Source organism: Pseudomonas sp. PS01299, from assembly GCF_029960145.1.
GTDB classification, from domain to species: Bacteria; Pseudomonadota; Gammaproteobacteria; order Pseudomonadales; family Pseudomonadaceae; genus Aquipseudomonas; species Aquipseudomonas putida_A.
Genome location: NZ_JASCPO010000013.1, coordinates 26,669 through 41,121, shown reverse-complemented (window position 1 = coordinate 41,121; position 14,453 = coordinate 26,669). Strand labels below are relative to the sequence as shown.

At 59.7% G+C, this 14,453-nt stretch carries 14 protein-coding genes; 12 read left to right on the top strand and 2 right to left on the bottom strand.

Annotated elements, in window-relative coordinates:
• The first annotated feature begins 9 nt into the window (after positions 1 to 9).
• The gene (locus QMX91_RS05000; protein ID WP_134785166.1) at positions 10 to 930 is read left to right on the top strand and encodes a TauD/TfdA family dioxygenase; all 921 of its coding nucleotides are present in this window, start codon (positions 10 to 12) and stop codon (positions 928 to 930) included.
• Positions 931 to 1,037: 107 nt separating this feature from the next.
• On the opposite strand, the gene QMX91_RS04995 is transcribed toward QMX91_RS05000, so the two are convergent.
• Entirely contained in the window at positions 1,038 to 2,654 is a 1,617-nt protein-coding gene (locus QMX91_RS04995; RefSeq protein WP_282412345.1) for an alkaline phosphatase family protein, read from the bottom strand.
• Between the two features lie 190 nt (positions 2,655 to 2,844).
• Positions 2,845 to 3,789 (bottom strand): LysR family transcriptional regulator, encoded by a 945-nt coding sequence (locus QMX91_RS04990; protein WP_282412344.1) that lies wholly within the window; start codon positions 3,787 to 3,789, stop codon positions 2,845 to 2,847.
• A 165-nt stretch (positions 3,790 to 3,954) separates the two neighbouring features.
• Between QMX91_RS04990 and QMX91_RS04985 the strand changes: the two genes are divergently transcribed.
• From QMX91_RS04985 to QMX91_RS04935, 11 genes are all read left to right on the top strand, one after another.
• Positions 3,955 to 6,315, top strand: a complete 2,361-nt coding sequence (locus QMX91_RS04985; protein ID WP_282412343.1) for a TonB-dependent receptor — start codon at positions 3,955 to 3,957, stop codon at positions 6,313 to 6,315.
• A 23-nt stretch (positions 6,316 to 6,338) separates the two neighbouring features.
• Positions 6,339 to 7,682, top strand: coding sequence for an aryl-sulfate sulfotransferase (locus tag QMX91_RS04980; protein ID WP_225137057.1), 1,344 nt, complete (start codon positions 6,339 to 6,341; stop codon positions 7,680 to 7,682).
• Between the two features lie 189 nt (positions 7,683 to 7,871).
• On the top strand, positions 7,872 to 8,198 hold the full coding sequence (locus tag QMX91_RS04975) for a hypothetical protein (protein WP_098966630.1): 327 nt from the start codon (positions 7,872 to 7,874) through the stop codon (positions 8,196 to 8,198).
• A gap of 162 nt (positions 8,199 to 8,360) precedes the next feature.
• Complete coding sequence (locus QMX91_RS04970; protein ID WP_098966632.1) at positions 8,361 to 8,684, top strand: hypothetical protein; 324 nt, start codon at positions 8,361 to 8,363, stop codon at positions 8,682 to 8,684.
• Positions 8,685 to 8,734: 50 nt separating this feature from the next.
• On the top strand, positions 8,735 to 9,070 hold the full coding sequence (locus tag QMX91_RS04965) for a hypothetical protein (protein WP_098966633.1): 336 nt from the start codon (positions 8,735 to 8,737) through the stop codon (positions 9,068 to 9,070).
• A gap of 274 nt (positions 9,071 to 9,344) precedes the next feature.
• On the top strand, positions 9,345 to 10,160 hold the full coding sequence (locus QMX91_RS04960) for an energy transducer TonB (protein ID WP_097086849.1): 816 nt from the start codon (positions 9,345 to 9,347) through the stop codon (positions 10,158 to 10,160).
• Between the two features lie 44 nt (positions 10,161 to 10,204).
• A complete protein-coding gene (locus QMX91_RS04955) occupies positions 10,205 to 10,930 on the top strand; it encodes a MotA/TolQ/ExbB proton channel family protein (RefSeq protein ID WP_098966635.1) in 726 nt (241 codons plus the stop codon).
• 1 nt (position 10,931) lies between these two features.
• On the top strand, positions 10,932 to 11,333 hold the full coding sequence (locus QMX91_RS04950) for a biopolymer transporter ExbD (protein ID WP_003220570.1): 402 nt from the start codon (positions 10,932 to 10,934) through the stop codon (positions 11,331 to 11,333).
• 355 nt (positions 11,334 to 11,688) lie between these two features.
• A complete protein-coding gene (locus tag QMX91_RS04945; RefSeq protein WP_003220572.1) occupies positions 11,689 to 12,270 on the top strand; it encodes an alpha/beta hydrolase in 582 nt (193 codons plus the stop codon).
• A 56-nt stretch (positions 12,271 to 12,326) separates the two neighbouring features.
• Positions 12,327 to 13,259: a sigma 54-interacting transcriptional regulator gene (locus QMX91_RS04940; protein ID WP_282412342.1), complete on the top strand. Its 933-nt coding sequence runs from the start codon at positions 12,327 to 12,329 to the stop codon at positions 13,257 to 13,259.
• Between the two features lie 167 nt (positions 13,260 to 13,426).
• Entirely contained in the window at positions 13,427 to 14,224 is a 798-nt protein-coding gene (locus QMX91_RS04935) for a MetQ/NlpA family ABC transporter substrate-binding protein (RefSeq protein WP_027611172.1), read from the top strand.
• Positions 14,225 to 14,453 lie beyond the last annotated feature (229 nt).

The following is a 14,453-nucleotide window of genomic DNA, read 5'->3' as shown; positions in this document are numbered from 1 at the left end:
GGTCTACCCATGAGCAATGCCGCACTCGCTGTAAAACCTGCTGTCCACGCGCTGGAAATCCATCCGGTGGCCGGCCGTATCGGCGCCGAGATCCGTGGTGTGCACCTGTCCGGAGAACTGGACGCCGCCACCGTCGAAGCCATTCAGCAGGCGCTGATCCAGTACAAGGTGGTGTTCTTCCGCGAGCAGACCCAGCTCGACGATCAGCGCCAGGAAGCCTTCGCCCATCTGCTCGGCGAGCCGGTGGCACATCCGACCGTACCGGTGCGCGAGGGCACACGCTATCTGCTGGAACTGGACGGGGCCGAGGGCCAGCGCGCCAACTCCTGGCACACCGACGTGACCTTCGTCGACGCCTACCCGAAAGCCTCGATCCTGCGCTCGGTGGTGGCGCCGGCCTTCGGTGGCGACACCCTGTGGGCCAACACCGCGACCGCGTACAACGAACTGCCGAGCGAACTGCGCGAGCTGGCGGACAAACTGGTCGCCGTACACAGCAACGAATACGACTACGCCGGGGCCAAGCCAGACGTGTCGGCGGAGAAGTTGGAGCGCTACCGCAAGGTCTTCACCTCGACCGTCTACGAGACCGAGCATCCGGTGGTGCGTGTGCATCCGATCAGCGGCGAGAAAAGCTTGCTGCTGGGGCACTTCGTCAAACGCATCAAGGGGTATTCGCAAGCCGATTCGGCGCACCTGTTCGGCCTGTTGCAGAGCCATGTGATTCGTCAGGAAAACACCGTGCGCTGGCGCTGGAAGGCCGGTGATGTGGCGATCTGGGATAACCGTTCGACTCAGCATTATGCGATTGATGATTACGGCACTCAGGATCGTATCGTGCGGCGGGTGACGCTCAAGGGTGAAGTGCCGGTTGGGGCTTCGGGGCAGCGTAGTCAAACCATCAAAGGTGCCGAGCTCGTCGGCGTCTGATCGGGCCTCTTCGCGAGCAAGCCCGCTCCCACAGTGGAAATGTGTTGAACACAGTGGATGTGAACGACACAGAACCCTGTGGGAGCGGGCTTGCTCGCGAAGCTCTTTCACCAAACTCCAATCTGCACGACTTTCTCGGTCTCCGGCTCGCCATAGCGAAACCGCTGCCCGCGCAGATCGATCTCCTGATGACTGATCGTGGTCCGCCGCTTCAAGCCGCGTACCCACTCGAACAGATATCCCGCATGCTCCTCGCGCACTGCAGCGTAATCAGGATCATCACCCAGATCGCGCAACTCCTGCGGATCATTCAGCAGATCAAACAACTGCGGCCGGAAGCCGTCGTACGCCAGGTATTTCCAGCGCTCGCTGCGCACCATGGTCATGCGGCAGCGGTCGATCGGCTGGCCAAGTCGCTCGCGTGCCGGGGCCTGAAAGGCGTAGTCGTATTCGCTGATGGCGTAGCGGCGCCAGTCGGGATTTTCTCCGTGTAAAAGCGGGATCAGCGAGCGTCCTTCCAGCCGATGCTCGGCTTTCGGCAAGCCCAGTGCCTGCAGAAATGTCGGCAATGCGTCGATGGTTTCTGCCAGCCGCTTATCCACCGTGCCCCGAGTGATGTCCGCCGCGGCGCGCGGGTCGCGCACGATCAGGGGCACGCCCACTGCCTGTTCCAGCAAAAACTCCTTCTCGCCCAGCCAGTGGTCGCCGAGAAAGTCGCCGTGATCGCTGGTGAACACGATCAAGGTGTCATCCCAACGACCGTTGCTCTGCAGAAAATCGAATAGCCGCCCGAGTTGGTCATCCACCTGCTTGATCAGGCCCATGTAAGTGGGGATTACATTCAATCGTACTGAGTCCCGGGAGAAGTTGAGGCTTTCCTCATGCTGGCGAAACGCCGTGTATACGGGGTGTTTGCTGGCTTCGGAGGGCGTCGCGCGGACCGCTTCGAGAATCGATTTCGTACTGTACAAGGCGTGGTATGGCGCCGGTACGATGTAGGGCCAATGCGGTTTGATGTAGGAGAGGTGTAAACACCAGGATTTCTCACCTTGCTCGGTGATGAAGTCGATGGCTCGATTTGTAGTGTAGACAGTCTCTGAGAACTGCACGGGAATTCGCGCTGGCAAATGCGCATGACGCATGTGCCAGCCGCTGAGGATTTCGCCGTTCTCGCCTTCGGCGGCGTTGGCCCAGTCGTGCCAGGGATTGCGCCCGTCGAAGCCCTGCTCGCGCAGGTAATGGGTGTAGGGTGCGGATTCGCGTTTGTCGTCGAACAGCGGGTCGTTGGGGAAGATTCCGTCGTGGCGGAAGTACGGCTCGAAACCGACCTCGTTGAGCACTTCGGCCTGCGCGCTGTCCGGGTTGATCGCCAGACGCTGCAAGGCGTCGACATTGGCCGTGGCGTGGGTCTTGCCGACCAGCGCGGTGCGGATGCCGTGGGGGCGCAGGTAGTCGCCGATCGTCAGTTCTTCCAGCGGCAACGGCACAGCGTTCCATGCGACCTGATGGCTGCTGACGTAGCGTCCGGTATAGGCCGACATCCGCGACGGGCCGCAGATCGTGCCCTGGGTGTAGGCACGGCTGAAGCGCACGCCAGCGGCGGCCAGGCGATCGATGTTCGGCGTGTGCAGATGCGGATGACCGTAACAGGACAGGTAATCGCGGCGCAGCTGATCGCACATGATGTACAGGACGTTGCGCACAGGGTTTTGCGGGTTGGGCATGGGGTTCACCGGTCAGAAGGACAGGCGAGGGTTGTCGCTTTCGGCAGGGGTGTTCGGCAAGTGCATTTGGGGAATGGGTTTTATGCAGTGGATGCATCGGTGTGAGTGGCGACGCCTTCGCGAGCAAGCCCGCTCCCACAGGAGTACGCATTCCAAATGTGGGAGCGGGCTTGCTCGCGAAGGCAGTGGCTCAGACGGCAAAATTCTCCAGCGAACACACCTCATCATCCACCGCATCAATCGCCTTGATCTGCTCAATCATCGCCTCGGCCAACGGCGACAACCGATACCCCGCACGACTGACAATCCCGTAGCGCGTATACAGTTCCTCCAGATCATCCGCCAGGCCGTCGATCCGCAAACACACCAGCTCACCCTTGGCCTGATGCAACGAATCGGAATACGCCCCGACAATGCCGATCGCATCCGAACGCAGCACCACGCTGAGCATGCTCGAGCTGTTTTCGCATTCGACATTGGGGGTGAAGTCCGGGCGGCCGCTGAGGTCGACGATGACCTTGCGCAGGTTCGGCGGACGAATGCTCACCGCCAGTGGATAGCTCATCAATTGCTCGGCTGTGACCCGTTCAAGAGCGGCCAGCGGATGCCCGGCACGGCAACAGAAATGCCATTTGCGCGGCCGCAAGCGGTACGTCAGGTAATCCGGATCGGCCTCGAAGTGTCGAGTGTCGGCGACGAAGAATTCGAATTCCTCACTGAGCAGGCGTTTGCTCAGGCTCTGCCAGTCATCGACCTGAAATTGCACCCGCGCTTTCGGATAGCGGCCGATGAATGCGCCGATCGCGCGCGGGATCAATCCGGCCGCCGGTGCCGGGCCGCAACCGAAGCGCAGCTCGCCCGCCTCCAGCCCATTGAACTGACTGATCTCGTTGGCCATCTGCTGCGCGCCGCTGACCAGTCGCCGTGCATGTTCGAGCAGCACCTGACCCTGCTTGGTCGGCGGCAGATCCTTGCGCCCGCGATCGACCAGCTGACAGCCGACGCTGTGTTCCAGCGCCTGAATGCTGCGGCTGAACGCCGACTGCGACAGGTTCACCGCCTGCGCGCCGGCGACGAAGCTGCGTTGTTCGGCGAGGGCGATGAAGTGTCGAAGTTGGCGCAAGTCGATATGCATTTTTCACATAAAAAATATCCGGTAAATGCATTGGATATGCATTAGGTCGACTCCTTATAAAGGCAATCTCTTATGCAGTAAATATTTGTAAATCCATAAATAAATAACTGAAAAGAATATGCAGCGCTGAAGATGTCTGTGTGTTTTTTGACCAGGAGCCGCGCCATGAGTCCGTTGAACCTTGCGTCACCCTTAACGCCACGACGGCTCAAACGCCTGCCTCTGGCCCTGTTGCTGGCGGGGAGTGCCAGCTGGACTCACAGCTACGCCGCCGACGCCGAGACCCCGCCGCCAGCTCCCGCCGGTAAACCCGCGGCCAACAGCTCGCAGCTGGAAACCGTGACCGTTACCACCCGCCGTCGCGAGGAAAGTTCGCAAGATGTGCCGACGCCGATGAGCGTGGTCAGCGGCCAGACCCTGGAAACCCAGCGGGTCTACCGGATTCAGGATTTGCAGCAACTGGTGCCGAGCGTCAACGTCGCCTACATGCACGCGCGCCAGTCCAGCGTGTCGATTCGTGGCCTGGGCAACAACCCGGCCAGCGACGGCCTGGAAGGCAGCGTCGGTCTGTACATCGACAACGTGTATCTGGGCCGTCCGGGGATGGCGGTGTTTGACCTGATGGACATCGAACAGCTTGAAGTCCTGCGCGGGCCGCAGGGCACGCTGTTCGGCAAGAACACCACCGCCGGGGTGATCAACATCAGCACCCGCGCACCGACGTTCACTCCTGAACGCAGCATCGAAACCTCGTTCGGCGAGGACGGCTACTTCCAGACCAAGGGCACGATTTCCGGGCCGATCAACGATGAACTGGCCGGGCGCTTTTCGGCCTATCGCACCCGCAGCGACGGCGATATAAAGAACGAATACAACGGCCATGACCTGAACGGAGGCTCGCGCGATGGCTTCCGCGCGCAGTTGCTGTTCAAGCCCAACGAAGATTTCAATCTGCGCTGGATCGGCGATTACAACGAAGAGGACTCCAGCGCCGGCACCCGCGTGCTGTACAACACCGGGCCGACCATCAATGGCGTCAACCTCTATCAATCGCGGGCCAATGCGGCCGGTGCGACGCTGGTCAACGGCTCGCACCGCAAGGTCAATCTGGACAACGACCAGCACGTCACCGTGCATCAGGGTGGCACGTCGGTGGAGGCCAACTGGACGCTGCCGAGCGATTTCACCCTGACCTCGATCAGCTCCTATCGCTTCTGGAATTTCACCCCGGCCAACGACGACGGTCTCAACGTTGCGGCGACTTACAACGCCGGGGTTTCGGTCGAAGACAAACAGTACTCGCAGGAATTCCGCCTGGCCTCGCCCAAGGGCGAGTTCTTCGATTACGTGGTGGGCGCGTACTACTTCGGCTCGGATCTGGACAACAAATCTTTCGCCTATTACGGCCCGCAGGCCGACATCTGGAACGGCACGCCACGCGGTGCCCTGGCCAACGTCGGCAGCGTCGGCAACGGCCACATCAAGACCGACAGTTTCGCCCTGTTCGCCCAAGGCACCTGGCACCTCACCGAGCGCCTGGACTTCACCGCCGGGGTGCGTGGCACCTATGAAGAGAAGAACGCCTGGGTCACTCGCAATGCTCCGGTCGGTGGCGCCATTGTCACCGGCGCAGCGGCCACGGCACGCCGCGGACGCACTGGCGCCTACGATTCCGGCGATCTCAATCAGTACAGCTCAAGCCCCTCCGGGTTGCTTAACCTCAGCTATCGCATCACCGATGATCTGCTCGGTTACGCCACGCTGTCCCACGGGGAAAAATCCGGTGGGGTGAACCTTGCGGTGGGTTCGGCGCCAACCGCCGGCGCCGACTCGCTGCTGATCGGCACCGAGCGCGCCAACAACGCCGAACTCGGTTTTAAAAGCACCCTGTGGGATCGGCGTCTGCAACTCAACGCCAACGTTTTCTGGACTCAGGTCAACGCCTATCAGACCAACGCCTACGACGACGTCAACCGCGTGCAATACCTGACCAACGCCGGCTCGGTGCGCTCGCGCGGCGTCGAATTCGAAAGCACCGTGATCCCGTTGCGCGGCCTGACGCTGAACTTCAACGGCTCGTACAACGACGTCAGCTACCTCTCGTACAAAGATGCGCCATGCCCGCCGGAAGTCAGCCAGGCACCGGGCGCACCGGCGTCCTGCGACCTCAGCGGCCATCAAGTGGTCGGCGCGTCGAAATGGATCGGCAATGCCAATGGCGAATACAAATGGAATCTGGCCAACGGCTTCGAACCCTACGTCACCGCCAGCTACGCGTTCCGTTCGAAAGCGGTGGGCACGGTCGAGGATTCCGACTACGGGCAGATCCCGAGCTACGCGGTGGTCAACCTGTCCACCGGTCTGCGCGGCGATTTCAATCAGGGCCAGTGGGACGTTTCGCTGTGGCTGAAAAACGCCTTCGACAAGACCTACTACACGACCCTGTGGACCGGCGGCAACGGCGGTTATGAAGGCCTGCTCGGTACGCCGCGCACCCTCGGCGTTACCGGTCGCTACGACTTCTGATCTGTCATTCAAGGAGCTGCATCATGTTGCCAGGCAAAACCGCTTTAGCGCTGTTGTTATCCGGCGCAGCGTTGAGTACCTCGGTGTTCGCCGCACCCAGCGTGTACCCGACCGGCGTCACCCGCTACGACCCGAACAAGGCGTTCAACCAATACGTGATTTTCAGTGGTGCCGACAAGCAGACGCACCTGATCGACATGAACGGCAACGAGGTGAAAACCTGGCCGCAGGCGGGGTTTCCGTCGGCGATCATCGACCCGCAACTGGTCGGCGGCGAGCGCGGGCATGTGCTGTTGCAACTGAGCGACAAGGATCCGGGCAAGCTCGGCTCCGCCGGTAACGGCCTGGGCAATCAGAGCGTCGGCGAGCTGGACTGGAACGGCAAAGTGGTGTGGCAGTGGGGCGACAAGGCGCCCGGCGGCGCAGCGCAGCAACACCATGATCAGCGGCGCCTGAGCAACGGCAACACCGTGGTGCTGGCGAACAAGGTGCATAAGGTCAAAGGCTTCAAAGTCCCAGAGGTGATCGACGATGCGATCTATGAAGTCAGCCCCGACGGGCAGGTGAAATGGCAGTGGCTGGCCTCGGAACACCTGAACGAATTCGGCTTCACCCAGGAGCAACTGAAGCTGGTGCGCGCCAGCGACAACCCGGATTACCTGCACATCAACAACCTCAGCGTGGTCGGGCCGAACAAGTGGTTCGATGCCGGGGACAAGCGCTTCAATCCAGACAACCTGTTGCTCGATTCGCGCAACGCCAACTTCATCGCAATCATCGACAAACACAGCGGCAAAGTGGTCTGGCGCCTCGGCCCGAACCTGCCGCTGATCAACCCGAAAACCGCGCAGAAACTGCCGCGTCCGGTGGATCAATTTGTCGGCCAGCACGACGCGCACATCATCCCTGTCGGGCTGCCCGGTGCGGGCAACCTGCTGGTGTTCGACAACCAGGGTTCGGCGGGGTATCCGAACGTCACCCTCGGGCTGATTTCCGGCTCGCGAGTGCTGGAAATCGACCCGCAGAAAAATGAAATCGTCTGGCAGTACAGCGCGGCGAATTCGAAGCAGCCGGGGTGGGCGTTCTATAGCTCGTTCATCAGCAGCGCGCGACGTTTGCCCAACGGCAATACGCTGATCGACGAAGGCATGAACGGGCGCTTTTTCCAGGTCACGGCCGGCGGCGAAAACGTCTGGGAATACGTCAGTCCTTATCTGGGTAAAGCACCGGGCAGCGACGCGATCAGCAACTGGGTCTATCGGGCGTTGCCCGTGAGTTACGACTGGGTGCCGAAGGGTACGCCGCGCTCCGAGACCGCCGTGATTGCCCCGACATCGGCAGTGCAGCAGACCAGTGCCAGTCGTTAGTTGAAAAGGAATTAATGCTCGAATGAATGGCGATAAGTTATGTGCGGTTTGAATACTGCTTATTGCAATTTCGTTGAAAAGTCGCGTGGACAATAAGTGAATGGCCAACCATCCTGAGTGTCGTGAGTTTCCAGGAGGGAACTTGCTCTCATCGGAAGACACTTATCCAACGATAAAGGAAATCACGTTATGTCGAGCATTAATGGAACTTATGTAAACGCTAACGCTGGCGCCAAACTGACGATTACCGATGGCAACGACTCCAACGGCACCTTCAGCGGCAAGTTGAACCAGAACGGCGTGAACTACGACATCACCTACGGGCATTACCATTTCCAGAACAGCACCGGGCAGCCTACGATCATCACCTTCGCGGCTCTGAATGACGGCACAGGTTATCAATCCTGGGCGCTGTTCTCGCCGGATCACAACTATTCGAAAGTTCGTGCTGCGGGTTCGCGCACCAACTTTGATGGTGATGTTGTTAATCTGGCTGGAGAGTTTGTTAAGCAGTAATTTTGTGTCACAAAAAAGCCGTCATGCTATTTAGCCTGGCGGCTTTTTTCTTACATGAAATAAGTCATTTTCATGTTGGTTGTGCTTCCTGTGGATGACAGCGTTTGCTGGCGTCTGATTCTAAGCTCGCGGTGAACTCAATCATTCGAGCAGGACGCTTACATGCAAAACGCGCTTTATTCCAACACCCTCGATGGGCCCTCTCTGACCATTGTCGATTCCGATGACCGCACCGGGGTCTTCGCCGGCACGTTGCATTACCAAGGCATCAACTACGGCATCGTCAATGGCCGTTATGCCAGCCTCAACGGCTACCAGCCGCCAACCGTGGTCACGCTGATTGCCAATAACCAGGATCACGGTTATTTCGCCCTGACCCTGTTCTCGCCAAGTCGCGGCACTCATGAATTGCAGGGGCACTGCGTGCGCGTTACTTATGACGGCGTGGTCAGCAGCCTGCCGGGCGACTTCGTTCGCCACGCATGAGGCGCAGCCAGCGCCAGATTTCTTCTCAAACACAAGCAAGGATGCTGCACATGTCCACGATCAATGGCGTTTATCGTCATGAACCTTCAGATACAACCTTGACCCTGACCGAGGGCGATGACCGCACCGGCAGTTTCACCGGTACATTGTCCGTGTCCGGCACCGATTACCCGATCACATTTGGCAATTTTCATTTCAGGCATGGCTTTTCAACAGGCCCGGTCGCTATCTCTTTCAATACGCTGACGGCCGATGGCACGGCGCAAGCCTGGGTGATGTTCTCGCCCGATCAGGCCTACACACGCTTGCGGGCAATGGGCAGCGCGGCGGACATGATGGGCAACACCGGGTTGAATGGCCTGGAATTCATCCGGCAAAACCGCTGAAGAAGCGCGAAATGAGCGGGTTTCGCATGCCTTCGCCGAATATTTTTCATGCTTGAAAAGCATTGTAAATTCAGCCCTCGGCCCCAGGCCTTGCAGGCCGTGGCTTCGCGACAATCTGCGAAAACTGATATTCGTAAAAAATCTAAACACATCGATAAAAGTTACTTTCGGAGATAAGCGATTGCTCCAATGATTCACCCAACGACCGGTCGCCCGGGGGATGTTTGCGGCGACCGGTCGGGTACTTCGCAAAGAGACCGCAGGGAGTGAATCAATGGGCAATGTCCAGACCGCCGCCAGCGCACAGGAATTGCTGTGGCGTCAGACGCCGAGTGGCGAATTGGTCGATCTCGGCCGGCCGCATCGTGTGCCGCTGGGGCAGTTGCGTTTGCAGCGTGCGCCCAAGGGCATTCTGAGCCGCCGTGAAACCATTCTGCTCGGCGTGCTGGCGCTGCTGGTGCACGGTGCGGTGATCTACTGGATCAACCAGCATCCGACGCCGGCGTTGCCGATCGTGCCGCCGGAAATTCCGCCGATGACCATCGAGTTTTCGCGGCCGGCGCCACCCGCGCCACCAGTGGTCGAACCGCCGCCACCGGCACCGGTCGTTGAGCCACCGCCGCCGGTTGAAGACGAGTTGGCGGTGAAGCCTCCGCCACCCAAACCGATTCCCAAACCCAAGCCGAAACCGGTGGCCAAACCGGTGCCGAAACCGGCGCCCAAAGCTGTTGAACAACCGCCCGCGCCGCCGCAACCGGCCGCTCCGGTTGCCGCCCCGGCACCGCCCGCCCCACCGGCTCCCGCGCCAGTGACACCGGCCTCGGCCAACGCCGCGTATTTGAAGAACCCGGCGCCGGAATATCCGTCGCTGGCCCAGCGTCGCGGCTGGGAAGGCACGGTGTTGTTAAGGGTGCACGTGTTGGCCAATGGCAAGCCGGGTGAAATTCAGATTCAGAAAAGCAGTGGTCGGCAACAGCTCGACGATGCGGCACTCAATGCCGTCAAACAGTGGAGCTTCGTGCCGGCCAAGCAGGGTGATGTCGCCCAGGACGGCTGGGTCAGCGTGCCCATCGATTTCAAGATTCATTAAACCGAAACCTATTCGCGCTAAATGTTTACACGAGGGAATACATCATGACGTTACTGGCCTCTCCACTGGAATCCATCGAAAGCGCGGTGATCTGGCTGCTGGTGGTTTTTTCCGTTGCCACCTGGGGACTGGCGCTGCTCAAGGCTGTGCAGTTCGGTCGTCTGAAGGCGCAGGATCGCAAGTTTCATAAACGTTTCTGGGCGGCGTCGAGTCTGGATTCCGCCGCTGAGTTGAGCGAAACCCAGCCTGGTGCTGCGGCACGAGTCGCTCAGGCCGGTTACGCGGCGATTCAGGTGGGTGAGGCGCCGCAGGCCAATGACCTGAGCCAGGCGATCAACCATCAGGATCGGTTGGAGCGTGCCCTGCGTCAGCAGATCGTCCGTGAACGCCGTTCGCTGGAAACCGGTCTGGCAGTGGTCGCAAGTATTGGCAGCACCTCGCCGTTCATTGGTCTGTTCGGCACGGTGTGGGGAATCATGGAGGCGTTGAAAGGCATCAGCGCGGCAGGCTCGGCGAGCCTGGAAACGGTCGCCGGTCCAATCGGTGCGGCACTGGTTGCCACCGGTGTGGGGATCGCCGTCGCGGTACCGGCGGTGCTGGTTTACAACTACTTTTTGCGGCGTCTGAAACTGACGGCGGCGGATCTGGATGACTTCGCCCACGACTTCTACAGCCTGGCGCAGAAGAGTGCGTTCCGTGTGCTGATCCACCCGACTGCAAACAAGGTAGCGGCACCGGGCAACGCACCAAAAGTGAAGGAGGCGTCCTGACATGGCCTTCTCCACACAAGACAGCGACGAGGTGCTGAGCGAGATCAACGTGACACCGCTGGTGGACGTGATGCTGGTGCTGCTGGTGGTGTTTATCGTCACCGCGCCGCTGCTGACCAACGCGATCCCGATCAACCTGCCAAAGACCGAAGCGGTAGCACCGGTCGAGCAGAAAGATCCGCTGGTGGTGAGCATCGACGGCGCCGGCAAACTGTTTATCAACAAGGATGAAATCCAGCCGGACTTGCTGGAATTCAACCTCAAGTCGGCCAAGGCCAAGGACCCGGAAGTGCGCGTGCAATTGCAGGCCGACGACGGGGTGAACTACGGCGAAGTGGCGCGGGCCATGGCTTCGATCGAGCGGGCAGGGATTACCAAATTGTCGGTGATCACCGCGCGGTAACAGGATTTACGTTTTTCCGGGGCCGTCTCCTTGGCAGGGTGCGGCCCTTTTTTTATTTCTGGCATAGAAAACAAAGCCCTCACCCTAGCCCTCTCCCAGAGGGAGAGGGGACTGATCTAGGTGTTTGGTAGACGTACGCTGACGTGGGATATCTAGTCGAACTCAGGATTTGAAAAGCTCAAAAATTAGCTCCCTCTCCCTCGGGAGAGGGCTGGGGTGAGGGGTAAAGGATTTAAAGTCGTACACAAATCATATATTCAATTTAGGTCTTAATAAATAGCTTCTTATTCCTTAACGAATATAAATCCCGTCCCTATACTCGATCAGGAACAGACACGACGCAGGAGAGCTCCCCATGCGCAACGAATCAATCCGCTACCTGATTGTGCCGGGCTGGCAAGGATCGCCAGAAGATCATTGGCAAACCCACTGGCAGAACAGTCTGCCCAACAGCGCACGCGTGGAGCAGGCCGACTGGCTGACCCCGCGCCGTGAAGACTGGGTTGCGGCGCTGGCCGAAGCGATTGCCGCCGACAGCACACCGGTGATCCTGATTGCTCACAGCCTGGGTTGCATCACCGTTGCGCATTGGGCTGCCACCGCGCCCGTGCAATACCTGCGTCAGGTGCGCGGCGCGTTGCTGGTCGCACCTGCCGATGTCGAGCGTCCGGCCTGCGCGCCTGCGTTGCGCAATTTCGCGCCGATCCCGACCGATCTGTTGCCGTTCCCCAGCCAGGTGGTCAGTTCCGACAACGACGCCGCCGTCAGCGCCCCGCGTGCCCTGGAGCTGGCGCGCAACTGGGGCGCCGAGGCGGGAATTCTTGCCGGGGCCGGGCACATCAACGTCAAGTCCGGGCATCAGCGTTGGGAGCAGGGTTTCGCTTATCTGTATCGCCTGCAGAACCGTATGGAACACCACGCCCGGCGTCGCGCTTGAACCTTTTTCTTTTCTGAACGCCCCCGTCTGCCGGCGGTTCTGGGCGGGAGTCTGCCATGAGTTTCGAAACGTTCGGTCAGCCGTTGCTGACCTTTCCCGATGCGGAAAAAAGTCCCCTGAGCATTCGCGCCAAGGCGCTGGTGTTCGTCGATCCCCGTTCCCGCAAGTTGCGTGAGGAGCTGGAGCACCTGGCGCCGCGTGCCATCTCGGTATTGATCCGTGGCGAGACCGGTACCGGTAAAGAGTTGCTCGCCCGTCACATTCACCGAGCCAGTGATCGCAGCGGTCTGTTCGTCTCGGTCAACTGCGGTGCGATCAGCCCGACCTACGCCGATGCCGAGCTATTCGGCTATGCCGCCGGCAGCTATACAGGTTCGGCGAGCAGTCGGGCCGGCTGGTTCGGTTCGGCCAATGGCGGCACCTTGTATCTGGACGAAATCGGCGATCTGCCGTTGCCGATCCAGATCAAACTGCTCGCCGCCCTGGAAAACCACGAAGTCATCCGCGTCGGCGCGCATCAGCCAAGCCCGGTGGATGTGCGGTTGGTCGCAGCCACCAGCATCGATCTGGCACAAGCGGTGGACGCCGGAAAATTCCACGAACGGCTCTACCACTACCTCAGCGAAGGTCAGCTGGAATTGCCGGCGCTGCGCGAGCGGATTGGCGACATCCTGTCGCTGGCGGAGTATTTCCTCGGCATCTACAGCCAGCGCCTGGATCTGCCGGTGCCATTGATCAGCGAAGCGGCGCAGCACCTGCTGGAGCGACACAGCTGGCCGGGCAATACCCGCGAGCTGGAAAACGTCATTCACTTTGCGCTGCTGGTCAGCACCGGCGATGAAATCCTGCCAGAGCACCTGAACCTGCCCGAAGTGTCTGGGCCGCAGCTTCAGATCGAACGACTGGTAGCTCAAATCAATATCGGTGGTAGCGTCGACGAACGTAAGGCTTTGAAAGATCTGCTGATTGGTTTGAGCCAGCAGTTGTAGCCGTTCGGTTCTGTATGAACGAAATGGAATATCAAAGTGAATAAACGTTATTGTGCGGGAATAAAAAATCCCGGTATTGTCCGCTTCACGCCAGAGATAGCACTTCACTGGCACTCGTATTAATAGCCGTCGCCATTCGCGACCGTGATTCTCGATAAGGACACTGCATGAAAAAGGTTCTGTTGTTTACCGCATTGGCGGCTGCTCTGACTGCTTCCCTGGCCCAGGCTGGCGAGAAACTGGTGGTGGCGGCGACTCCGGTGCCGCACGCGGAAATTCTCGAGCTGATCAAACCGACCCTGGCCAAAGAAGGCGTGGATCTGGAAATCAAAGTCTTCACCGACTACGTGCAGCCGAACGTGCAGGTTGGCGAGAAGCGTCTGGATGCCAACTACTTCCAGACCAAGCCTTACCTGGACAGCTTCAACGCCGGCAAATACAAGGACGACAAGTCCAAGTACCTGGTGACCGTGCAAGGCGTCCACGTTGAACCGTTCGGTGGCTACTCGAGCAAGTACAAGAAACTGGCTGATCTGCCAGACGGCGCGACCATCGCCATCCCCAACGAAGGCAGCAACAGCGGCCGTGCGCTGATCCTGCTGCAGAAGGCGGGTCTGATCGAGCTGAAAGATCCGAAAAACGCTCTGGCGACCCCTAAGGACATCGCCAAGAACCCGCACAACTTCAAGTTCAAGGAACTGGAGTCGGCCCTGCTGCCACGCGTGCTGAAGGAAGTTGATCTGGACATGATCAACACCAACTACGCGCTGGAAGCCAAGCTGAACCCGACCAAGGATGCGCTGGTGATCGAAGGCGCTGACTCGCCTTACGTGAACTTCCTGGTGGCCCGTGAGGACAACAAGAACAGCGACGCCATCAAGAAACTCGCCGCTGCCCTGACCAGCCCTGAAGTCAAAGCGTTCATCGAGAAGAAGTACAACGGCGCGGTATTGCCGGCGTTCTGATCCGACGCGTGAACCACCCCTTCAAGGTATGAAAACGCCGATGGCCAGTGATGGTCATCGGCGTTTTTGTGCGTGCGTTGAAAAGCCCCTCACCCTAGCCCTCTCCCAAAGGGAGAGGGGACTGATTGGGGGATGCTGTAGAAGTACACCGACGTGAAAGTTTTCTGCCGAATCCATAATCGACTCGATCTTTCAGGTCGATGTTAATCGCCCGACACTGCGGTCGGCC

Coding starts and splice junctions, on each gene's coding strand:
- QMX91_RS04995 (WP_282412345.1), bottom strand. CDS start 2,654: ATGCCCAACCCGCAAAACCCTGTGCGCAACGTCCTGTACATCATGTGC.
- QMX91_RS04975 (WP_098966630.1), top strand. CDS start 7,872: ATGTCGAGCATTAATGGAACTTATGTAAACGCTAACGCTGGCGCCAAA.
- QMX91_RS04935 (WP_027611172.1), top strand. CDS start 13,427: ATGAAAAAGGTTCTGTTGTTTACCGCATTGGCGGCTGCTCTGACTGCT.
- QMX91_RS04955 (WP_098966635.1), top strand. CDS start 10,205: ATGACGTTACTGGCCTCTCCACTGGAATCCATCGAAAGCGCGGTGATC.
- QMX91_RS04980 (WP_225137057.1), top strand. CDS start 6,339: ATGTTGCCAGGCAAAACCGCTTTAGCGCTGTTGTTATCCGGCGCAGCG.
- QMX91_RS04985 (WP_282412343.1), top strand. CDS start 3,955: ATGAGTCCGTTGAACCTTGCGTCACCCTTAACGCCACGACGGCTCAAA.
- QMX91_RS05000 (WP_134785166.1), top strand. CDS start 10: ATGAGCAATGCCGCACTCGCTGTAAAACCTGCTGTCCACGCGCTGGAA.
- QMX91_RS04945 (WP_003220572.1), top strand. CDS start 11,689: ATGCGCAACGAATCAATCCGCTACCTGATTGTGCCGGGCTGGCAAGGA.
- QMX91_RS04990 (WP_282412344.1), bottom strand. CDS start 3,789: ATGCATATCGACTTGCGCCAACTTCGACACTTCATCGCCCTCGCCGAA.
- QMX91_RS04940 (WP_282412342.1), top strand. CDS start 12,327: ATGAGTTTCGAAACGTTCGGTCAGCCGTTGCTGACCTTTCCCGATGCG.
- QMX91_RS04970 (WP_098966632.1), top strand. CDS start 8,361: ATGCAAAACGCGCTTTATTCCAACACCCTCGATGGGCCCTCTCTGACC.
- QMX91_RS04965 (WP_098966633.1), top strand. CDS start 8,735: ATGTCCACGATCAATGGCGTTTATCGTCATGAACCTTCAGATACAACC.
- QMX91_RS04950 (WP_003220570.1), top strand. CDS start 10,932: ATGGCCTTCTCCACACAAGACAGCGACGAGGTGCTGAGCGAGATCAAC.
- QMX91_RS04960 (WP_097086849.1), top strand. CDS start 9,345: ATGGGCAATGTCCAGACCGCCGCCAGCGCACAGGAATTGCTGTGGCGT.